This window comes from Dehalobacter sp. 12DCB1, assembly GCF_004343605.1.
In the GTDB taxonomy this organism is placed as follows: domain Bacteria; phylum Bacillota; class Desulfitobacteriia; order Desulfitobacteriales; family Syntrophobotulaceae; genus Dehalobacter.
Genome location: NZ_POSF01000013.1, coordinates 214,361 through 235,748, shown reverse-complemented (window position 1 = coordinate 235,748; position 21,388 = coordinate 214,361). Strand labels below are relative to the sequence as shown.

Annotated in this window: 26 protein-coding genes; 22 read left to right on the top strand and 4 right to left on the bottom strand. The window is 43.5% G+C overall.

Features of this window, described 5'->3' with window-relative positions:
- From C1I38_RS14115 to C1I38_RS06450, 5 genes are all read left to right on the top strand, one after another.
- Positions 1-678: a hypothetical protein gene (locus tag C1I38_RS14115; RefSeq protein WP_199698218.1), complete on the top strand. Its 678-nt coding sequence runs from the start codon at positions 1-3 to the stop codon at positions 676-678.
- 5 nt (positions 679-683) lie between these two features.
- Positions 684-944, top strand: a complete 261-nt coding sequence (locus C1I38_RS06465) for a hypothetical protein (protein ID WP_243103625.1) — start codon at positions 684-686, stop codon at positions 942-944.
- A gap of 128 nt (positions 945-1,072) precedes the next feature.
- Positions 1,073-1,450 carry a hypothetical protein gene (locus C1I38_RS06460; protein WP_119774676.1) on the top strand — a complete coding sequence of 126 codons (378 nt, stop codon included), beginning with the start codon at positions 1,073-1,075 and terminating at the stop codon, positions 1,448-1,450.
- Positions 1,451-1,473: 23 nt separating this feature from the next.
- Positions 1,474-1,842, top strand: a complete 369-nt coding sequence (locus C1I38_RS06455) for a hypothetical protein (RefSeq protein ID WP_020492207.1) — start codon at positions 1,474-1,476, stop codon at positions 1,840-1,842.
- A gap of 133 nt (positions 1,843-1,975) precedes the next feature.
- Entirely contained in the window at positions 1,976-2,797 is an 822-nt protein-coding gene (locus C1I38_RS06450; RefSeq protein ID WP_119774677.1) for a methyl-accepting chemotaxis protein, read from the top strand.
- A gap of 91 nt (positions 2,798-2,888) precedes the next feature.
- Here the strand turns inward: C1I38_RS06450 and C1I38_RS06445 are convergent, their stop codons facing one another.
- Entirely contained in the window at positions 2,889-6,323 is a 3,435-nt protein-coding gene (locus C1I38_RS06445; protein WP_119774678.1) for a pyruvate carboxylase, read from the bottom strand.
- A 184-nt stretch (positions 6,324-6,507) separates the two neighbouring features.
- Positions 6,508-7,350, bottom strand: a complete 843-nt coding sequence (locus C1I38_RS06440) for a hypothetical protein (protein ID WP_119774683.1) — start codon at positions 7,348-7,350, stop codon at positions 6,508-6,510.
- 284 nt (positions 7,351-7,634) lie between these two features.
- Between C1I38_RS06440 and C1I38_RS06435 the strand changes: the two genes are divergently transcribed.
- The 7 genes from C1I38_RS06435 (at position 7,635) to rbr (ending at position 12,998) form a co-directional block, all read left to right on the top strand.
- Positions 7,635-9,464 (top strand): ATP-binding protein, encoded by a 1,830-nt coding sequence (locus C1I38_RS06435; RefSeq protein WP_132102109.1) that lies wholly within the window; start codon positions 7,635-7,637, stop codon positions 9,462-9,464.
- A 118-nt stretch (positions 9,465-9,582) separates the two neighbouring features.
- Positions 9,583-10,038, top strand: a complete 456-nt coding sequence (locus C1I38_RS06430; protein ID WP_119774434.1) for a hypothetical protein — start codon at positions 9,583-9,585, stop codon at positions 10,036-10,038.
- Positions 10,039-10,046: 8 nt separating this feature from the next.
- A complete protein-coding gene (locus C1I38_RS06425) occupies positions 10,047-10,634 on the top strand; it encodes an accessory gene regulator B family protein (RefSeq protein ID WP_119774433.1) in 588 nt (195 codons plus the stop codon).
- Positions 10,631-10,753 (top strand): cyclic lactone autoinducer peptide, encoded by a 123-nt coding sequence (locus C1I38_RS06420; protein ID WP_019225107.1) that lies wholly within the window; start codon positions 10,631-10,633, stop codon positions 10,751-10,753. Before C1I38_RS06425 ends, C1I38_RS06420 begins: the two co-directional genes overlap by 4 nt.
- A gap of 88 nt (positions 10,754-10,841) precedes the next feature.
- Positions 10,842-11,489, top strand: coding sequence for a hemolysin III family protein (locus tag C1I38_RS06415; protein ID WP_119774431.1), 648 nt, complete (start codon positions 10,842-10,844; stop codon positions 11,487-11,489).
- A gap of 26 nt (positions 11,490-11,515) precedes the next feature.
- Complete coding sequence (locus C1I38_RS06410) at positions 11,516-12,274, top strand: fumarylacetoacetate hydrolase family protein (protein ID WP_119774429.1); 759 nt, start codon at positions 11,516-11,518, stop codon at positions 12,272-12,274.
- A 187-nt stretch (positions 12,275-12,461) separates the two neighbouring features.
- A complete protein-coding gene (rbr, locus tag C1I38_RS06405; RefSeq protein ID WP_119774427.1) occupies positions 12,462-12,998 on the top strand; it encodes a rubrerythrin in 537 nt (178 codons plus the stop codon).
- A gap of 219 nt (positions 12,999-13,217) precedes the next feature.
- Here rbr and C1I38_RS06400 read toward each other — a convergent pair whose 3' ends face one another.
- Together C1I38_RS06400 and C1I38_RS06395 are read right to left on the bottom strand one after the other, a co-directional pair.
- Complete coding sequence (locus C1I38_RS06400) at positions 13,218-14,051, bottom strand: GAF domain-containing protein (protein WP_119774426.1); 834 nt, start codon at positions 14,049-14,051, stop codon at positions 13,218-13,220.
- Between the two features lie 123 nt (positions 14,052-14,174).
- Positions 14,175-14,432 (bottom strand): hypothetical protein, encoded by a 258-nt coding sequence (locus C1I38_RS06395; protein WP_015044342.1) that lies wholly within the window; start codon positions 14,430-14,432, stop codon positions 14,175-14,177.
- Between the two features lie 250 nt (positions 14,433-14,682).
- Here C1I38_RS06395 and C1I38_RS06390 point away from each other — a divergent pair, with 250 nt between their 5' ends.
- The 10 genes from C1I38_RS06390 (at position 14,683) to nuoK (ending at position 21,358) form a co-directional block, all read left to right on the top strand.
- Positions 14,683-15,855 carry an FprA family A-type flavoprotein gene (locus C1I38_RS06390; RefSeq protein ID WP_119774424.1) on the top strand — a complete coding sequence of 391 codons (1,173 nt, stop codon included), beginning with the start codon at positions 14,683-14,685 and terminating at the stop codon, positions 15,853-15,855.
- On the top strand, positions 15,852-16,232 hold the full coding sequence (locus C1I38_RS06385; RefSeq protein WP_119774422.1) for a desulfoferrodoxin: 381 nt from the start codon (positions 15,852-15,854) through the stop codon (positions 16,230-16,232). The genes C1I38_RS06390 and C1I38_RS06385 overlap by 4 nt, the downstream gene beginning before the upstream one ends.
- 299 nt (positions 16,233-16,531) lie before the next feature.
- Entirely contained in the window at positions 16,532-16,888 is a 357-nt protein-coding gene (locus C1I38_RS06380) for an NADH-quinone oxidoreductase subunit A (protein ID WP_119774420.1), read from the top strand.
- The gene (locus tag C1I38_RS06375; protein WP_119774418.1) at positions 16,879-17,418 is read left to right on the top strand and encodes an NADH-quinone oxidoreductase subunit B; all 540 of its coding nucleotides are present in this window, start codon (positions 16,879-16,881) and stop codon (positions 17,416-17,418) included. Before C1I38_RS06380 ends, C1I38_RS06375 begins: the two co-directional genes overlap by 10 nt.
- Positions 17,411-17,872 carry an NADH-quinone oxidoreductase subunit C gene (locus tag C1I38_RS06370; protein ID WP_119774416.1) on the top strand — a complete coding sequence of 154 codons (462 nt, stop codon included), beginning with the start codon at positions 17,411-17,413 and terminating at the stop codon, positions 17,870-17,872. The genes C1I38_RS06375 and C1I38_RS06370 overlap by 8 nt, the downstream gene beginning before the upstream one ends.
- Positions 17,873-17,907: 35 nt before the next feature.
- Positions 17,908-19,017 (top strand): NADH-quinone oxidoreductase subunit D, encoded by a 1,110-nt coding sequence (locus tag C1I38_RS06365; RefSeq protein WP_119774414.1) that lies wholly within the window; start codon positions 17,908-17,910, stop codon positions 19,015-19,017.
- Between the two features lie 36 nt (positions 19,018-19,053).
- On the top strand, positions 19,054-20,100 hold the full coding sequence (nuoH, locus tag C1I38_RS06360; protein WP_119774412.1) for an NADH-quinone oxidoreductase subunit NuoH: 1,047 nt from the start codon (positions 19,054-19,056) through the stop codon (positions 20,098-20,100).
- Between the two features lie 12 nt (positions 20,101-20,112).
- Positions 20,113-20,526, top strand: coding sequence for an NADH-quinone oxidoreductase subunit I (locus C1I38_RS06355; protein ID WP_119774410.1), 414 nt, complete (start codon positions 20,113-20,115; stop codon positions 20,524-20,526).
- Positions 20,526-21,026 (top strand): NADH-quinone oxidoreductase subunit J, encoded by a 501-nt coding sequence (locus tag C1I38_RS06350; RefSeq protein ID WP_119774408.1) that lies wholly within the window; start codon positions 20,526-20,528, stop codon positions 21,024-21,026. The genes C1I38_RS06355 and C1I38_RS06350 overlap by 1 nt, the downstream gene beginning before the upstream one ends.
- Complete coding sequence (nuoK, locus tag C1I38_RS06345) at positions 21,023-21,358, top strand: NADH-quinone oxidoreductase subunit NuoK (RefSeq protein ID WP_119774406.1); 336 nt, start codon at positions 21,023-21,025, stop codon at positions 21,356-21,358. Before C1I38_RS06350 ends, nuoK begins: the two co-directional genes overlap by 4 nt.
- Positions 21,359-21,388 lie beyond the last annotated feature (30 nt).

The following is a 21,388-nucleotide window of genomic DNA, read 5'->3' as shown; positions in this document are numbered from 1 at the left end:
ATGATTTTGGTCGAAAATGAAATAGTTATATCCATTATGGATTCTTATGAACAGAAAGAGAATGGTAAATTGATCAATGGCTGCATCTATCCAATGGGTGAGGTTTTTGACGTCGAAGCACCTTCTGAAGTCGCTCCCCAAAAATACTGTTACAGCAAATCACGGGGATTTTATCTCAGCCAGAATTATGTCGAACGTAAAACTCCAGAGCAAGAACTTATTGATTTAAAGAAGAATCTTGGAGAAATGCCGCCAATTACTCCCCCAGTAACATTTGTTGACTATCAGGAAAATAAGCTCTATGAGCTTTCAAAAGCGTGCAAAGAAGCAATCTACGCGGGTATTGATGTTACAACTTCGCAGGGAGTTGAACACTTTTCTTTGAAGGAAGAAGATCAGATGAACCTTTCTGCTATCGGTATCGAGCTGGCAGGCGGAGCTACAGGCTTCCCTTATCATGCTGACAGTACATTATGCAGGAACTTTTCTGCTGAGGAGCTTTCAGCAATTATTGCTGCCGGGAAAGCTCATGTCACTTATAATACAACATATTATAATTACTTAGCCGCATGGGTAAAGCGTTGTACGACTATCGAAGAAGTGACAGCCATAACCTACAGAAGCCAGTTGCCGGAAGACATGCTTACAAACATGAACACCCTGCTCGGAATTGGGTGATCATTATGATTAAGAAGCAGTTGTTCCTTTTCTTTATCCTGGGGATGACTTACCTGACAATGGAGGGCTTCGCCAGAGGTTGGACAAATATATCAATGCTTTTCGTCTGCGGTACAGCTACGGTGCTAGTTGGCCAACTAAACTATCATTTGAAGTATTACAGCCTCAAAATTTGGCAACAATGCCTCATCGGGACCGTCATCGTTCTGGCGGTTGAATTTTTATCCGGGATGATCCTCAATGTTTGGCTCGGCCTTGGGATATAGGATTGTACCGAGAAACAGGGAAATGTCTATGGTCAGATATGCCCTCGATTCGCTATCCTTTGGTTTTTTCTGATGCCCTTTAATGTCTGGCTGGATGATTTATAAAGTTTATTAGGAGGTCAACCATAATGCCGTTCTTCACCCCGAAACTCTATCTAAAAAAACCCACCGAAACAGAACAGATGGAGCTAAGAGACTATAACGACAACCTGGATGTGATCGACAATGCGCTTACGGAACATTTTTCGGACCGGATAGCGCATTTGGAATGTTTAAGCCTGTATAAGCTCAACAAAGACGCTTTTGGTGTCTTTGTTGAGCTGCAGTGGAAACGGGAGAATGGGACGCTTGCCAAGCGGTCGGTCTTCAGCGGGGGAACTCCGCCGTATTATTCCGTCCGGACGGATACCTATTATCACGAAGACGGCGTAACCGCCAAGGCAATCAAGACCTATCTCCTGACCTATGACCAGGACAATACTCTGATCAGCGAGGTGTTGCAATAAGAAAAAGAAGGGAGGAAAGGGTCATGGCTGTCAACGGGATTGAGAAGAGAAAGAAAGGACTGGAAGAAAGATTGAAGGATCATGAAGAGACACTCCAGAAGCATGATGAGCGGCTGGCTATTTTGGAATCTTCCTCTGTACTGGAATCCAAACGGCTAGACAGTTTGTGCGAGCAGTTAATGGAGTTTAGCTTTGATATTAAGGAGATGCTTAGCAGTCACGACGAAAGGATGAAAGAGCAGGAGATGGAGTGCGTCAAAAAAGAAAAAGATATTGAAAGCCTGGCAGCTTCAGTTAAAGGAATCCTGTCAATTCTCAGATGGACTGCTACGACAGTATTCCTCCTGCTTGCAGGCTTTTTTATCTGGTACATTCAAATACTGCCCGCTTAGCCAGAAGAAAAGCTGAGCGGACTTCTTTTTCAAGTTGAATATACAAGTTATTTTTTTAACAAAAAGGAATTGCCTTAATTGCGTCGAATACCAAATAAAGTACAAATAATTGTTCGAGTAAGGGTGGAATAGAATGGAATTGCTCAAGGGACAAGATGCAATTAACGCACTCTGCGGCATATTGCCTTATGTTGTTAAGGCTCTTCCTCCTGACATGGCCTTATACGTGACGGATGGGAAAAAGTATCTTCAGGCAACCGAGGGAGAAGAGCTTACTATTGGTATTGAAGTCGGTAATGAAGTTTTGGGAACAGCTACCGAAAAATGTATGAAAGAGAACAGGAAGACCGTGTTTAATGTCCGGATCGGGACGTTGTTTCGCGGAGTTAATATACCGATACCTGATGAAAACGGAAGTCCTGTCGGGACGGTGGTATGTGCGACCGGAAGGAAGAAACAGCAGGATGTTAATGAGGTAGCTGTACAGCTGTCCAATTATCTGGATCAGATTGCCTCAGCGGTCGAGGAGATCGCCATGGGTGCCGGGAGACTGGCCGAAGTCGGTCAAGCCCTCTCCGTAAAGGCGCAGGAATCTAACCAGAAAATTAATGAAACTGAAGTCATTATCAACACCATCACAAACATCTCGAATCAGACGAATATGCTTGGTCTAAATGCCGCGATTGAATCGGCCCGGGCCGGGGAACACGGCCGCGGGTTCGGCGTAGTTGCCCAGGAAATCAGGAAGTTAGCCGAAAACAGTAAAAAAGCAGCGGAAGAAGTCCGGCAGATTATTGAGTCGATTTCTTCGGCGGTCACCGACATGACCAATGCAGCTGAAGAATCGGGACAGATCGCCCAGCAGCAGGCTGCGGCCACTCAGGAAAATGCAGCCACGATCGATCACTTGCGGAAGCTGGCGGAGACGGTAAAAGATACGGCTGCCAAATTGTAAATAACCATGATTGAAAAAACACCCGGTATTACAGATGTCGAGGCGGGCACATTGTGTCGCTCTTCGGACTCTGTTATGCCGGGTTTTCTTTTTACTTTAGTTTAATAATCAGTTGACCGGATTTTACCTGCTGGCCTTCGCTGATTAGGATGCTTTCGATTTCTCCGTCCGTTGGGGCCATAATATTTGTCTCCATTTTCATGGCCTCAATGATCAGCATGCTTTGTTTATTGATAATTTTTTCGTTTTCTTTGACAAATACTTTGGAGATAATTCCGGTGATCGATGAGGCGATTTCCTTTGGATTATTCGGGTCTGCCATCAGTGTGACGGAGACCTTTTCTTTTTCTTCAAAGTTTCGGTCAAAGATCCGTACTTCTCTTCTGTTACCGTTGATCTCAAAAAGCAGCGTCTTATAGCCTTCTTCATCCACATCGCGGACTTCAACCAACTTCAAGATCATGGTCTTGCCTTCGTCAAGTTCGATTTCGCTGGTCTCGCCTTCTTTCAATCCGTAGAAAAAGACGTGGCTTTCCAGGTTATAGAGATGCCCGAATTCATCCAGGGATCTGAGATAATCGCTGTATACTTTTGGATAAAGTGCATAGCTCAAGGCGTTCCGGATATTGGGCTCTATATGGTATTCTTCCTGGAGCTTTTTATTGATTTTTTCAAAATCGACCGCTTCAAGAATTTCACCGGGCCGGCAGGTAATCGGATCCTGTCCTTTCAGAACAATTTTCTGCAGCTCTTCTGGGAAACCGCCCTCCGGCTGGCCCATCATCCCTTTGAAATAGTCGACGACTGAGTCGGGAAACGCAAGCGCTTTTCCCTTTTCAAGCAGATTTCTTCTGGTCAGTCCGTTCTGGACCATAAAGATGGCCATATCTCCAACCACTTTGGAGGTAGGGGTAACCTTGACGATGTCACCGAGAATCTGATTGACCTCTATATACATCGCTTTGACTTCATCAAATTTGTGGCCAAGACCAAAACTTTCCACCTGTGGCTTTAAATTGGAATACTGGCCTCCAGGGATCTCATATTTGTATATTTCAGCAGTTCCGGATTTCAGTCCGGATTCAAACTGCTCATAGAACGTTCTGGCTTCACTCCAGTAATTGCAGAGCTTTTGAATATCATCGAGGTCCATTCCCGGATCCATCTTGGTATTGCGGAGCGCAGCAATGATTGAATCCATGGAAGGCTGGCTTGTAGTCCCTGCCATTGGACTGAGCGCCGCATCGACGATGTCCACCCCTGCTTCGGCCGCCATCAGAATTGTGGCGACAGCGTTTCCGCTGGTATCATGCGTATGCAGGTGAATCGGAATGGATATTTCCTGCTTCAGGGCTTTGATCAGTTTAGCTGCGGCATAGGGTTTCAGCAGACCGGACATATCTTTGATGCCAAGTATATGGGCGCCCATCTTCTCGATTTCTTTCGCCATCTTCAGGTAATAGTTCAGCGAGTATTTTTCTTTGCTTTCATCGAGGATATCCCCGGTATAGCATAAACATACTTCTGCTATTTTCCCGGTCTTCATCACTTCATCAAAAGCCACTTCCATGCCTTTCAGCCAGTTCAGGCTGTCAAAGATCCTGAAGATATCAATGCCTTGTACTGCGGCTTCCTGGATAAAGGCTCGGATCAGGTTATCGGGATAGTTGGTATATCCTACGGCATTGGCGCCACGGATCAGCATCTGGAACGGGATATTCGGGATGAGCTGTCTGAGTTTTTGCAGCCTGCGCCAGGGGGATTCCCGTAAAAAGCGGTAGGCAACATCAAACGTAGCTCCGCCCCACATTTCCATGGAGAACAGATCACTGGCCAGGACGGAAGTCGCTTCGGCAATCGAGACAAGATCCTTGGTCCGAACCCGCGTTGCCAGCAGGGACTGGTGCGCGTCCCGGAAAGTCGTGTCGGTCAGCAGTAGTTTGTTCTGGTCTTTGACCCAGGATACGAAGCCGTCAGCACCGCGCTGCTGCAGGATGTCTCTGATTCCTGTACGTTCGGAAGGCAGTTCAATTTTTGGGACTGGGGCGATGTTATAGTCTTTCTTGGTGCTCTTGACTTCGTTGACAATTTTTTCGCCGATATATTTTAGAAGCTTTGTTTCGTAATCCTTTTTGGGTTTGATGTCAAAAAGCTCCGGTGTGTCATCGATAAAATGGGTATCACATTCTCCGCTTAAGAATTTCTCGTGATTCATGACATTGATAAGGAAGGCTTCGTTGGTCTTGACCCCTTTGACATTCATTTCCTTAACGGAACGAATTGCTTTTTGCGTGGTTCCTTCAAACGTTCTGGCCCAGGAGATAATTTTAACGAGCAGGCTGTCATAGTAAGGTGAGATGTTTGCGCCGGTGTAGCCATTACCGCCGTCGAGCCGGATGCCGAAACCGGAACTGGTCCGGTATACGTCAATTTTTCCTGTATCCGGCATAAAGTTTGAGAGCGGATCTTCCGTGGTAATTCTGCACTGGATAGAGTATCCGCGCGGAACCACCGATTCCTGGGACGAAATCCCGATTTCTTTTGAATTTAGCGGGTAGCCCTGAGCGATCAAAATCTGGCTCTGAACAATATCGATCCCTGTCGTCATCTCAGTGATTGTGTGCTCGACTTGGATCCGGGGATTCATTTCAATAAAATAGTGGTTGCCGTGCTTGTCAACCAGAAACTCCGCAGTGCCTGCATTAACATAATTGACAGCTCTGGAAAGTTTAAGCGCATCCTGATACAGGCGATCTCTGACTTCCTGGGGAATCGAAAAAGCCGGCGTAAATTCGAGAATTTTCTGATGGCGGCGCTGCACGGAGCAGTCCCGCTCATACAGATGAACGATATTGCCGTACTTGTCGGCCAGAATTTGAACTTCAATGTGTTTGGGTCTTTCCAGGTATTTCTCAATAAAAATATCTTCAATGCCAAAAGCCTTCTTAGCCTCTGTTCTGGCATTATTAAATTCACGCTCCAGGTCCTTTTCACTGTAGACGACGCGCATCCCTCTTCCGCCGCCACCTGCTGCCGCTTTCAGAATCACGGGATATCCATATTTTTCGGCAAAGACCACAGCTTCGTCCACGGAAGTCATCGGTTTGTCCACGCCGGGAATGACAGGAACTCCTACATTTTGGGCTAGCAGTTTGGATTTGATTTTATCCCCAAGATTTTCAAGTGTATGAACAGACGGTCCGATATAAACAATACCGGCTTCCTCACACTTTTCCGCGAATTCCGGGTTTTCGGATAGGAAGCCATAGCCGGGATGAATGGCGTCGACGCCCTTTTTTAGAGCGAGGTTAATAATTTCACCAATGCTTAAGTATACTTCGATCGGCTTCTTTTTCTCACCAATCAGGTAGGATTCATCCGCTTTCGCTCTGAACAAAGCGTATTTGTCTTCTTCCGAATAAATAGCAACGGTTCTGATCCCGAGCTCTTTGCAGGCCCGAAAAACCCTAATCGCAATTTCTCCCCTGTTTGCGACCAGCACTTTATTAAAATTCTGTATTTTCATTTGGTATCTCCTTTGGCCTTGAAATCAATCATCTTATTCCTACTATTATAAGGCATTGAGGGTGCTGTAAAAAGTACTTCAGAAAAAAAATACCGGAATACAGAATTAATTGTACAAATAATCCAAGTTTTTACCAGTGTGATTGTTAAAATAATCTGAAACAGGCCTACCTTGCTTTGGATTGTTATTTCTTTTGCTTTTTGCTTTGCTCCGCTTCCTGCAAGGACTTCTCGAGTGCGGCAATATTGGCCAGCGTGATTTTCCCTTTGATTTGCACCAGCTGCGTATTTTTTTCCTGAATCACTTTTTCGAGCTCTAGAATGGATAGGTCCAGTTTGCTGGAATCATCCTGCTGTTTCCCCTCCAGCGCGTTATTGAACATAGCCCAGGATGATTTAAGCTCTTTTATCGCCGCCGATGCTTTTTCCCAGTCTTTAGACTCCGCAAACAAAATGGAGCTTCGGCTGAAATAGATGATATTCTTGATTTGAGGAGAAGTATTGGTTTGATAAAGCGCATAAATATCCGGAATTTTCTCATATAGGGCATTTAAGGCCATCATGATTTTCATTTTGTCTTTGGTAGTCACAGATTCTGTAAGAGTATTCAGGGCATCGCTGAAATTCTCGATAAGTTTTTTGGCAGCGCCTTTTTGATTGATTTTAGGCATAACTTCATTCCAAAGATTATGGAGCTGGCTAATTTCGAGTGCTGCCTGCTGTAACGGATCCGGGGTCTGATTCGTCGTCTTTGCCTGTCCGGAGGTGTCCTGTCCCGACTGCTCTTGCTGCTGACTGCCTCCTTCGGTTTGACTCTTACTGTTCGTTTGATTCTGACTACCTGCTTGATTCTGTCCACCGGCTTGGGTCTGTTCATTCTGGTCTTTTGTTTCTTCCGCCATGAGGGACGGCCCTTTTAAAACGCTAAAGATTTTTTCGATCGATGACTCGATGTCTTCGAGCTGTTTAGGGACTGTTTCGGACTTTACCGATTCTTCGGGCTGCTTGCCTGTAATTTTATTCAGCATGCTGCATCCCGAAAAAAATAATAAAGAAATGATAAAAAAGCAAAATAATTTTGTAGACCAATTCCTACTTTTTATTGTAAAATATCCCATATAAATACTTCCTTTGTTACTTTTTTCTGTTATTATTTGCAGTTTCTTGCTTCTTATTCTTAAGAAACTTATTGAATTAATGCCAAAGTTCTGAAATAATGGAAAGTAATATAAACAAGTAATATATAAATAGCTGTTTACACAAGTGAGCATATTTTGGAACGTTATTGGCATTTGTGGAAAGAGGTAGAAGAATGGGATTCAGTAAGTCAATTATTCAGTCGACGATGATTAAGATAACTTTGCTTATGTTCGGTATCATGGTCATTTTATATTTTTTTATCGCAAATATTTATTGGGATGAAGAAGTATTAAAGAAAGAGTTTGAACTGATGAGTGCAGCGTCAGTTTTAGAAAATCAGATTCAAGCGCATTATACGGACATCAAGCTTTACAAAGATGATCGCAATCTTTCTAACGAAGAAAAGATAACAGAAATGAATGCGTTGCTCGGCCAGGATGTTGCCAACCTTTCCGCAAAGTACTCCAATATTCGCATGGGCTATTTTGACAAGGAAATAGATCAGAATATTATTTTTGCACCTAGTGCGGAATCCGTTGTTAAGGATCAGCTTAATGCCGAGTTCTTCCGGCTTTTTCAATCCGGGAATGCGAAATTTATCAATGAAACGGGCGTTATTGACTGGAACGGCCAGGGTATTATTGCGGTTGCTGTACCGCTGTATTACCAGAATACAGTGATTGGTTACACCTGGGCCGAAGTAGGGACCGATAATATCTTTTATCTGTCATCGTTCAAATATGCTAGAGTGCTGGTCCCAAGCATTATTCTCTGGATCATTGTGCTGGCCATTATTAAAAAGAATATTGTCAGAATCAAAGCTTCATTAGAGTCATTTGCCCATACAATTAAAAGCAACAGTCTGGAAAACTCGGAGGACCTTGAAAGGTTGCCGGAACTTCAACCCGTATTTGAAGAGATCAGAAATCACTTGGAAAGCCTGTATCAATTGAATATTGAATTGGAAAGCTCCAATGACAAGCTCCTGACCATCATGGAAGGTATTGGTGACGGATTCTTCGCGTTGGACAAGGAGTGGTGCTTTACCTATGTCAATAAAGAGATGAAGAAATACCTGGGATATGATCGTGAAGACCTGATTGAAAGAAATATTTGGGATGTCTACAGGTTATTAGCCGACTCTGCAACGCGTGTCAATCTGAAACGGGCTTTAGACGAGAATATCTCCATGCATTGGGAGGAATATATCTCTCAGGAAAGTAAATATTTCCAGTACCATGCCTACCCGTTTAAACAAGGCCTCACAGTTTTTGTCAGGAATATCACTGAGCTGAAACAAAGGGACATAGAAATGCAGCGTTTGGAACGTCTCAATCTGATCGGACAGATGGCAGCCGGGATCAGTCATGAGGTCAGAAATCCGCTGAGTACGGTCCGGGGCTTTCTGCAACTGCTGGAGAGCCAGTCTGATTCGGAACTTAAGACAGAATACATGGATCTGATGATCACGGAGATTGACAGAGCCAATGAGATTCTTACGGATTTCCTGTCGGTGGCCAAGGTAAGTGCGGATTGTGTGAAAGAGGAGAATATCAACAACATTATTAACCGGTTGTATCCGATGCTGCAGGCTGATGCGAATAGTTCAGGCAAAGAGCTGCTCTTGGAATTAAACGATATTCCAAGCATTGATCTCAATGAGTCAGAGATTAAACAGCTTATCCTTAACTTAGTCCGAAACGCTCTGGAAGAGACTGCCGCGAAGGGAAAGGTCTACATCAAAACGTACCAGGTTCAGGAAGGGGTGGTTCTGGCAATCCAAGACCATGGCAAAGGGATTCCCCAGAGTGTTCAGGATACCCTGGGTACACCGTTTGTTACGACGAAAGAGAATGGGACAGGCTTAGGCCTTGCGATTTCTTTGGGTATTGTGCGCAGACACCAAGCCAGGCTTGAATTTCTGACAGGAGGGGAGGGGACCACATTTTTTATTACTTTCCCGCTTAATAATTATAGTAATAATGAGTATGAGCAGATCTAACATTGAATTGTGGGACTACAAAAAAGCTATAGGACTTATGAAATATTTTTGAGATTATTAAAGGAAAAATACCAAAACTGTAGAATCTAGATACATATAGTGCCAAAGGAGGAAATCAATGAAAATTCCAATAATAGCACTCATTTTGCAAGGAATACCGGAACAGATCGCTGTTGTTACTTTAGCCTATGTTATTGCGGGCATGCCTTTTGTTAGGAAAAGAATTATTTCCATGGGGATAATTTTAGCTTTGACCTCTTATTTACTTCGGGTTTTTCCAATTCTGTTTGGTTTACACACTGTGATTATGTTGGTTTTTTTATTTGTTCTTTTGTTTTTTTGGGGTAAGAGTAATTTTTATGCTGCGTTGGTAGCAAGCCTTCTTAGCTTTTTAGCCTTAATTATTGGTGAGACAGTTTGTTTATCTTTATTAATGCCATTATTTCACGTCTCAGCTGAGATGCTAAACACAGATGTTGGATTAAGGATACTTATTACTTTACCTCAAGTCTTTGTTTTATTCATAGTAAGTTTAATCATTTTGAAAATAAAAAAAATGTTAAAAGGTAAGTAGGTAAGAAAATGGATCTCTCTCAAATCAGTGAGCGTATTTCCCGTAATCTGACAGCTGAATTAGATTTTGATGACGATAAAAAAGAGATCATTGCTTATGGTATTGAGTCACTTGTTTTAACAGTGTTGGGTTTTTTGGCAATAATGGGAATGGCCTTTCTTTTTAAAGCCTTGGTACCCACGGTCATCGCTGCTGTTTTCGGGGGATTTCTACGGAGAGTATCCGGTGGGGCTCATTTTGATACTCCGCTAAAGTGCCTGGCTTTTGGGGCGGTCATTTATTCTATTCTTGGTGTTATTGCCAAGGAAATTGTTAACTACGGTTTCCAGAGCTCTGGTTTTCTCCTGGCCGTTTTACTGTTTTCTTTAGCCCTTGTTGCTATTCTTGCTCCGGTAGACTGTGAGGCCAAACCTATTCACTCTCGAAATTTCAGAAGAAAACTTAAAATTATTTCCATAGGTTTTGTCATTGTGACGATTGGTGTAGTATCAGTCAGTAATAACTTCCTGGTAAATACCAGTGCAGTATTGGGGATCGTTTTCCAGACGATGACCCTTCTGCCTGTATTTAATAAAAAAAGGGGGATAACAACATGAAAAAAATTCTCTACACACTGATGGCGTCCATGCTTGTACTTCTCGCTACTGCAAGTTCTGTGTTTGCCTGTGGTTATTGGGCTTATCAGCCAAAGACACCAAAGTCACTGCAAAAATAAAAAATGAGGCGGGTTTCCCGCCTCATTTTTTATCTACACAGTTTTTAACATTCTATGCCAGAGTAAATCTTCAGTGGGAGTGTAAGAAATGTCTTTAAGAATTCGGGAACCGGTCAATTCAATGTCCCATATGCTCGGGGCTGTACTTTCGCTCTCCGGGCTGGTTCTGCTTCTGCTGCGGTCGCTGGAACATGACAGTACGGCCTATTTAGGTTCTGCCCTGGTCTTTGGGGGGAGTCTTATTCTGCTCTATTCTGCTTCGATGATCTATCATTGGGTGGTGTCCAGTGCACAGGTTATTCGTACGCTGCGAAAAATCGATCATTGTATGATCTATGTTCTGATCGCGGGTACATATACGCCGATTTGTCTGATCACATTGCAGGGTGCGCTGGGAATGGGCTTGCTGATCGGGATCTGGACGCTGGCCGTTTTAGGGATCGTCCTGAAGCTTGTCTGGTTCAATGCTCCTCGCTGGTTATATACCGCTTTCTATTTGCTTCTGGGCTGGATTGCCGTATTTTTTATTTACCCAATTTCTCTGGCTATTCCTGGCCAGGGCTTATTCCTTCTAATCTTAGGAGGACTGTTATATTCTGTAGGATCGGTCTTTTATGCTGTGAAACCTCAGTGGATCAGGTTGGGGAAGTTTGGGTTCCATGAAATATTTCATCTTTTTATCTTAGCAGGGAGTATTGTGCATTATTTTTTTATTTACCGGTATGTTATGGGTTAACACAATCATAGAGGGAGTAAAGACGCATGAGATTTCTTAGATTCAAGGATGCGGAAAACCAGGTCAGGTACGGCGTATTGACAGGTCAGATGATCCGCTATGTCAAAGGGGATATTTTTGGAGTTTATGAGGTAACGGACCAGATATGTTCGCTGGAAGATGTGCAGCTTCTGGCACCTGTTGAACCGTCCAAGGTATTATGTATCGGATTGAATTACCGGGATCATGCGATTGAATTTGGCAAGCCCATTCCTGCGGAACCTTTGCTGTTTCTTAAGCCTTCTACGAGTGTAATCGGGCCTGAAGAGAATATTGTCTATCCGCCTCAAACTCAAAACCTGCATTATGAAGCGGAGCTGGCAATCGTAATTGGCAAAAAAGCAAAAAATGTGGCGCAAAGCAAAGCCGTTGAATATATCTTTGGTTATACGGTCGGGAACGATGTGACTGCCAGGGATCTTCAGCATAAAGACGGTCAATGGTCAAGAGCAAAAGATTTTGATACATTTTGTCCGCTGGGACCGTGGATTGAGACCGATGTTGCCGATCCTGACAACTTGGCCGTCAAGCTTACCCTGAACGGAGAAGTACGCCAGAAATCCAACACAAAGAATCTGGTTTTCAGATGCTTTGAGCTTGTGGAATATCTGTCGGCAATCATGACTTTGCTGCCCGGTGACGTTATTTTGACCGGAACACCTGGCGGAATTGGAGCAATGAATCCTGGAGATAGGGTAGAAGCTGATATTGAGAAGATCGGTGTGTTAAGAAATTATGTAATATAAATAACTATACTAAGTTAATAATTGTAATTATTATAAATAACTGTTGCATAATCATATCGGATCGTTTAAAATCTTTTTAGGTCCTCAAAATATAAGATCAATTCATATGGAATACTTTCTGATGTTTTACATGCATTTTAGAGTTGACCAATTACAAGGGCCAGTCTAATCAGAGAGGAGTTATGAGATGAAAGATTTAAAAGGTTCAAAGACAGAAAAGAACTTAATGGAGGCTTTTGCCGGAGAATCACAGGCGAGAAACAAATATACCTATTTCGCATCTGCCGCTAAAAAAGAGGGCTACGAGCAGATTGCCGCCATTTTCTTAGAAACAGCAGAAAATGAAAAAGAACATGCCAAGATTTGGTTTAAGAAGCTCCAGGGGATTGGCTGCACGACAGAGAATCTTGTTGCAGCTGCCGCAGGGGAAAGAGAAGAATGGACCAGCATGTACGCCAGAATGGCGCAAGAGGCCAGAGAAGAAGGATTTGATGACATTGCCGCATTATTCGACGGCGTTGGAAAAATAGAAAGAGAACATGAGGAAAGATACAAGCAGCTATTGCTGAATCTGCAGAACAAGGAAGTATTTGCGAAAAAACAAAATACGACGTGGAAATGCCGTAATTGCGGACATACTCATGTAGGGACTGAAGCGCCTGAGGCCTGCCCGGTTTGTGACCACCCACAAGCGTACTTTGAAGTGATTGCACAGAACTACTAAACATTATATAGTAACTAAGCTTGGCTAAAGAAAGATGTCATTTCATATGATGTCTTTCTTTTTTGGACAATTTGGCTTTCAAGTTAACCTATGATACCAGTTTGAGGCCGCAGTCCCGCTGTGAGCGAAGCACGATGCGAAGCGAGGCTTTTTGTATTGTGCTATCCGTGGCACGCGGCTATTGTGGCCCCAAGACTTACCCTCATAATGGTATTGTAATTACACAGCTTTAAACGCTTCTTCTTTATTTTCCTTTTCCTTGAGTTTATGATAGAGCGCAGGATACAATTTTTCAATGCACTCAGGGCAAATAGTGTGGGTGAATTCAGAGCCAGTCTGCTGGAATAGGTATTCTTCAATTGTGATCCAATTCTCTTCTTCCGTATTAATTTTTTTGCAGCTTGAACATATTGGGATGAGCTGATTCAGAGAATCGTAGGCTTCCTTCATACGGGTATAGTTCAGACTGTTGTTGATAGCCATACCGATGTAGGTTCCTACCATTTCGAGGTAAAGGATCATATCAAGATGAAACTGAGCTGATCTGCAGAGCAGCTGAATCAGACCAATACAGTTATCCCTAGCCATGATACGGATCAAAGCCACAGATTTAAAACCTGCTGCAATGCAATTTCTATCTTTCGTCTTCAGGACTGAAGGCAGATCATTGACCCAAAAGCTTCCCTGAGAAGTGAAAAAAGGAATGTTTTTGTCTGCTTTCCCGTGGATGACATCCATACAAATACACTTTGTGGACCAGAATTCATCCTGTGAAATCTTCAGGATTTTGAGTTCAGGGTTTACGGAACATAGGGGAGGTTCTTCAGAAAGCTTCATCTCAGGCAGGCCTTCACAGGCATAAAAGGGATAATCTTTTCCATTATATATGCGAATACCGATAGCGTCGCAATTGGTGATCTGCTTTAAATGTTTCATAACTGTAATGATTGAGTCTTTCAAATTGATATAATTGTTCAGTTCGGAGAGTATTTTTTTTGTCATAATTTCTCTGTCAAGAATTTTTAATAATTCACTTACTTGGGTTTTCGACATAAATGATACCTCCTTTTCGACTCTATCGTAGTATTCGTATCTTTATCTTATTACAAAAAGTGTAAATAATTTAGCATAATTTGTAAAAAAGTAAAAAATGATAAAAGATTAAAAGTAGGTTTCTTACTCGGTGCAGATCTCGATAAATTTGGCGTTGACACCGGGGATCGAGTTCAAATCTCCAGCGAAGGATTCTGTTTCTTCGGAAGTACCGGAAAGCTGAAGAATGATTAGCCCTGAATCCGAACATACATTGCCGCCCTCATGAAGACCTAGTCTCACGGTGATCAAACAACCATATTTTGTCAAGACGCCCTGTACTTCGGCAGCATTTTTCGCTCTGTGGTTAACAGCTACAGCCATAAGCTTAAAACAAGACATGTGTTCATCCTCCTTTGTCATGCAAAAATAGAGTCTTCCTATCGTATTTGGAAGATATATTCTTGAAGGGCGTGATGATTTCCTTCTTTCACTTGAATGATTTGCCTAATAACTAAAAATAACCCTATGTTACAATGATTCCTAATAAATAAAATATTGAAAAAATAATAGAAATATTATAAACTAGTTTTAAGAAAAAATAATCAATAAATGTGAATTCCAGAAGAGAATATCAAGACGAAGATATGAGGTGATTTCTATCAAAGCGGTTCAAATTAAGAAAAATGTCTACTGGGTAGGCGGAATTGACTGGACCATCAGAAATTTTCATGGGTATCTGACCCAAAGGGGCAGTACATATAATGCCTATCTGATCATTGATGAGAAAATTACATTAATTGACACGGTAAAGCATTACCTATTTGACGAAATGCTGGAACGGATTGCGGATGTAATTGATCCGGCAGATATTGATTATGTTATCTCCAATCATGTCGAGCAGGATCATTCGGGGAGCTTGCCGGAAATTATGGAGATTGCCGCCAAGGCAACCCTGGTCACGTCCCCCAATGGGGAAAAAGGGCTCAAGGCACATTTCAAGGAAGACTGGAACTATCAGATTGTCAAATCAGGAGATGTCCTGAATATCGGCAGGAGGAATCTAACTTTCGTCCAGACCCCAATGGTACACTGGCCGGATAATATGGTGACCTACCTTGGGGAAGATAAAATTCTGTTCTCGAATGATGCTTTCGGCCAGCATATTGCTTCAACCGAGAGATTTGATGATGAACTTCCGCTCGGGGTCGTCCTAGAAGAAGCCAGGAAATATTACGCGAATATTGTCCTGCCGTACGGCGGTCAGGTGCAAAAAGCTTTAGGAGCCTTAGGTGGACTGGATGTTGAGGTAATTGCGACCAGCCATGGGCTGATTTGGCGCTCCAACATCCCGGCAATTCTCAACGAATATCAAAAATGGTCCACGAATGCCACGGAAAAAAAGGCCGTGATTGTCTATGACACGATGTGGAACGCAACGGAGATCATTGCGGAGAGCATCAGCGATGTATTTGAGAAAAAGGGCTATAACGTCCGGTTCATGGATCTAAAAAATAACCATATTTCAGATATTATGACTGAAATAATCACAGCAAAATATATCTGCGTCGGCTCACCGACCCTGAATAATAATCTGATGCCGAGTGTAGCTAGTTTCTTAACCTATCTTAAGGGTCTGGCTCCGAAGGACAGAATTGGATTGGCGTTCGGTTCTTACGGCTGGAGCGGCCAGAGTATCGGGCAAGTCGAGCAGTATCTGAAGGACTGCGGTTTTGAAACCCTGGAAAATATCAGGATTCAATACATTCCGGAAGAGGATCAACTGGAAGAAATGAAAGAGAAATTGGAGGGAAGTATCCTATGACAAATTTAAGAGAGATCTATAAGTGCAACGTCTGTGGCAATGTTGTGGAGATTGTTCACACAGGGGCTCCGGCCTTGGTATGCTGCGGCCAGCCCATGGAAAAGCTCGAGGGACGTTCGGAAGATATGGGATTGGAAAAACACCTCCCGATAGTTCAAGTAACAGAAAAGGGCATTAAAGTCACTGTCGGAAGCATTGAACACCCCATGGAAGAAAAACATTTTATTCAGTTCATCGAAGTTCTGACTGCAGATAAAGTCTGTCGTGCAGAGCTAAAACCCGGCCAGAAACCTGAGGCTTCTTTCCCAGTAGATATCGCAGCCGTTCTCGAAGTCAGAGAATACTGCAATGTTCATGGACTCTGGAAAACAAAATAGACCTAAGGTTTATTATTCTTAATAGTTGATAATGAGATCATAGGAGAGGGATGGTATAATAAAGACTGAGATTACCATCTCTTTTTTGTTTCAATTGATCAAATTGAAAATAAATCGTACACTTATGAATTTCTCGGAATGATATTTTATTTTTTCCGCTTTGATAATTTGAGAAAAAGCCTGTATTTGGGCCTTCATTTTTGTAAGTTAAGTGTTGGGGACTTCTGGCACGTATCTTGCAATAATTCTCTGGTGAGAATTTAAATTCATTTTAATTTATATAGAGGAGGAGGTAGACAATGTTAATTAATTACGCAGGAATCGCAGTAATTTTAGCGTGGGGAATTGTATTTCCGGTAATTCTGCTGGTGGTTCAGAGACTGCTCTGTCCAAACAATCCAACCAAGGCGAAAATGTTGACTTACGAGTGTGGTCTTGATACCCAGGGGGATACGTGGATTCGTTTTAAAATTAGTTATTTTATGTATGCCTTAATTTTCGTAGTCTTTGATGTTGAAACAATTTTTCTCTATCCTTGGGCGATGTTGTTTCAAAATCTAGGCTTGTTTGCCATTATTGAGATGGTGATCTTTATTGCAATTCTCATTCTTGGATTTGCCTATGCCTGGAAGGAAGGTGCTCTTGAATGGATGTAGTCAAGAAAAACTATAAAGTTGAAGTCCCGGAATATGAAATGCCAAACAATATCATCATGTGCAAGATTGAAGATGCGCTGAACTGGTGCCGTTCCCGCTCGTTCTGGCCGTTGACGTTCGGTCTAGCCTGCTGTGCGTTTGAAATGATGGCAGCCGGAGATGCCCGCTATGACATCGCGCGTTTCGGATCCGAAGTATTCAGACCTTCGCCGCGTCAGTGCGACCTTCTGATTATCGCGGGAACAGTCACGAAAAAAATGGAACCGATTGTTGCCCGACTGTATGAACAAATGGCCGAACCGAAATACGTGCTGGCAATGGGCAGTTGCGCGATCAGCGGCGGTCCGTTCAAAGACTCCTATAGTGTTGTAAAAGGAGCCGATACGTTCTTGCCGGTAGATGTCTACGTACCGGGCTGTCCGCCAAGACCCGAAGCACTGTTCCACGGACTTCTCGAGCTGCGGAAGAAAGTGACGAATCCCAGAAAGTTTGCTGAGAACAACAAGGAGAGGATCATACAGAATGGATAAGAAGATGGATCGTCAAGCATTGGTTAATTTACTCAATGAGAAGATAGGTGCTCAAGCGGAAGTCTTTGAGGATAATACGGAAGGTTCCATAAAAGTATCCCGCCTAAAGCTTGTGGAAACCATGCAGGAACTTAGGGAAAATCCGCAGTACAAATTCGATGTTCTAATGAATCTGAGCTCTGTGGATTATCCAGAAAACTTCACTGTGATCTATCACCTGTTTTCGATTGAGCATAAGCACTATTTGACTGTTAAAGTGGAAATAAGCAAAGAGAATGCTTGTCGGGTACCGTCGGTCAGTTCCGTCTGGAAAGCGGCTCAGGTGCACGAAAGGGAAGCTTTCGATTTGATGGGGATTTTATTTGACGGTCATCCTGATCTCAGAAGGATTCTACTGCCGGAGGATTTTACCGGACATCCTTTGCGCAAAGATTTTACGCAGCAGGCTGATTAAACACCAACATGTGAAACAGAATTTGAGGTGTAAGAATGAATGACATAAGAACTCAGGAGATGAACTTAAACTTTGGTCCTCAGCACCCCAGTACGCACGGGGTGTATCGCGGCGTGTTCACGATGCAGGGCGAATATATTACCAAGTGCGTGAACCATATCGGTTATCTGCACCGCGGCATTGAAAAATTAGCGGAGTCCCGCACCTATACCCAGTTTATTCCATACAACGGACGGCTGGACTATGTTTCAGGCATGTTGAATGAAGAGGCTTATGTCCGTGCGGTGGAAAAATTGATGGGTATTTCCAATCAGGTTCCAGAACGAGCTGAATATATCCGGGTGATTATGGCGGAACTTCAGCGTATTGCCAGCCACCTGGTGTTTTATTCCTCGATGGCGCTGGACATGGCCGGTTTTACACCTTGGACCTACGGGTTTAGAGAGAGAGACACAATTCTAGATTTATTTGAAATGGCAGCCGGCAGCCGCATGATGCCGAATTATATGCGGTTTGGTGGCGTTGCAGCTGATCTGAACGAAGAATTTATGCCTGCTCTGCGCAAATTGCTCGATATCATGCCTAAATGCATAGAGGAGTACCACGGTATTTTAACAGGCAATGAGATATTCCAGGCCCGTACAAAGGGGGTTGCCCCGCTTTCCCGCGAAAAGGCTTTGATTTACGGGATATCCGGTCCTTCGGCCAGGGCTTCAGGCATTGATTATGACCTGCGCCGGGATGAGCCCTACGGAATCTATGACCGTTTCAAATTTAATGTGCCGGTTCGTCAGACTGGGGACACGTTTGATCGTTATATCGTTCGTATGGACGAGATGGCTGAAAGCGTCAAAATTTTGGAACAGGCTTATAGAGAACTTCCGGAAGGTCCGGTTTTGGCCAAGGTCCCGAAAATAATTAAACCTCCTGCCGGAGAAGTCTATCACCGTATCGAGCATTCCAAAGGGCATCTTGGTTTCCATATTGTGAGTGACGGTACAGCCAAACCTTACCGTTTAAGGATTTGTTCTCCCTGTTTTGTGAATGTGGCAATTTTTGAAGAAATGGCTGTCGGTTTGCATCTACAGGATGCAGTCGTTGCCTTTGCTTCCTTAGACATTGTATTGGGAGAAATTGATCGCTAACAGACAGAAACAAGAATTCAGAAGATGGAGGAAAATATGGTACTATTTCTTGTTTGGGTCGATATGTTCAGACAGTGGCTTGTTGGGATTGGAATACCGGCATTGCCTGCTGAAATATTGATTAAAACCATTCTGGTTTTAATTGTCATTATCTTTGTGCTAACGAACCTGATTGTTCTGGTCTGGCTGGAACGTAAGTTTGCTGCTTTCTACGCTGACCGCGTCGGCCCCAATCGCCTTGGACCTGCAGGTTTTCTGCAGTTCCCGGTTGATATTGTCAAAATGCTCGGGAAAGAGGATATTATTCCCGAAAACGTGGACAGACCGGTATTTAAGATTGCCAGTATCTGCGCATTCCTTACGGCAATTATGGGCTGGGCCGTTATTCCGCTTGGCAAAGGCATGATCCTGGAAGATTTAAATGTCGGACTATTGTACTTTATTGCGATCGGTTCTACAGGAACGATTGCCTTTGTCATGGCCGGTTTTGCTTCCAATAATAAATACGCGCTGCTCGGCGGCATGAGAACGGCTGCCCAGATGATCAGCTATGAAATTCCGCTGGCCTTTTCTTTGCTCGGCATCGTCATGATCACAGGAAGCTTAAGCCTTACCGAGATTGTCGATGCCCAGAAAAATGTCTGGTTTGTCTTTCCACAGATTCTTGCCTTCTTCGCTTATTTTGTTTGTTCCATCGCGGAAACAAACCGTGGACCGTTCGACTTGGCGGAAGGGGAGCAGGAGTTGGTTGCGGGGTACTTCGTTGAGTATTCGGGTATCCGCTATGCGTTGTTTATGGTCGCTGAATACACCCATCTGGTTGCGGTCTCGGCGATTGCAGCGGTTGTGTTCCTCGGCGGCTGGAATGCACCGTTTGGCTTGACCTTCATACCGGGATTCATCTGGATGATGCTTAAAATTTACTTGATGATTTTCCTGTTCATGTGGGTCAGATGGACATTTGTCAGGGTAAAGGTCGAGCATTTGATGCATATCAGCTGGAAATTCCTGATCCCGCTTACTTTATTTAATATTGTGATCACCGGCATTGGCGTTTACGTCTACCGGATGATTGCAGGTTAAGGTGGTGAAATCGTGTACGGACAAGGACTTTTAAAAGGCTTAAGCATATCAATCAGACACTTTTTCAAAAAGAAAGTCACAGAGATGTACCCGGAGCAAAAGCCTAACCTGCCAAAGCGCTCCCGGGGATGGTTTGAACTGACCCCGGATAAATGTACGGCATGCGGACTTTGCGTCAACGCTTGTCCCAACGGGATTATCTCGATTGAAAGCTATAAGGATGAGAACAACAAAAGAAAGCTGGTTCAGTATCGTATGCTGATGGAAAGCTGTATTTTCTGCGGGTTTTGTGTTGAAGCCTGTCCTCAAGATGCTTTGTACAATACGCAAGCTTTTGAACAGACGGTCTTCTTCCGGGAAGATCTTAACAGAATCCTCTATAAAGGTGAGCCTCAGTCGGTTCAGGCTGAAAGGAGTGAAGCGTGATGGGCTTTACAGTGATGTTTTACGTAATTGCCATTGTTACCCTCGGTTCGGCACTTATGATGGTCATCAGCAAAAATATCTTTCACAGTGCGCTTTTAATGCTGGTAGCATTTTTAGGTATTGCGGGGGTTTTTGTTCTGCTGTATGCTGATTTTTTGGCTGCCACCCAGGTTCTGGTTTATGCTGGGGCGATCACGATATTTGTTGTCTTTGCGATCATGTTTACCATACGCGGAGATATGAAATCGACAAACTTGTTCTCTAGGAACCTAGTTCCGGGAGCGCTACTCTCACTGATCATGATTGTTGTGAATGCAGTCATGGTGCTGACAACGAAGTGGCCGCTGAAGGCTATGACAGCTCCGGAGTCAACAGCGAAGGAAATTGCTAATCTGATGCTGACAAAATACGTCGTTGCATTTGAAGTGACGGCAGTACTGTTGCTGGTGGCCATGCTCGGCGCGATTGTTATCGTGAAAGAGGTGAAAAAGTCCTCATGAGTAGTATCATCCATTTTCTATTCAACATTGGATTGCCGCATTTTCTAATTCTTAGCGGAACTCTTTTCTTCATCGGACTTTTCAGTGTTCTGGCCAAAAGAAACCTGATTGCGATCCTCATGGGAATGGAAATCATGCTGAGTTCAGTCAACATCAATCTTGTTGCATTTAACAGATATACCACTGCACCGGCTTTGCACGGCCACGTCTTTGCGCTCTTTGTGATCGCCTTGGCAGCAGCGGAAGTATCCGTAGGCTTGGCCTTGATTATTTCTGTCTACCGCCAGCACAAGTCAGTTGAAGCGGATGATATCGATTCGATGAAATGGTAGTCTTAATTCAAGATAAAGGCAGGTGTAAAT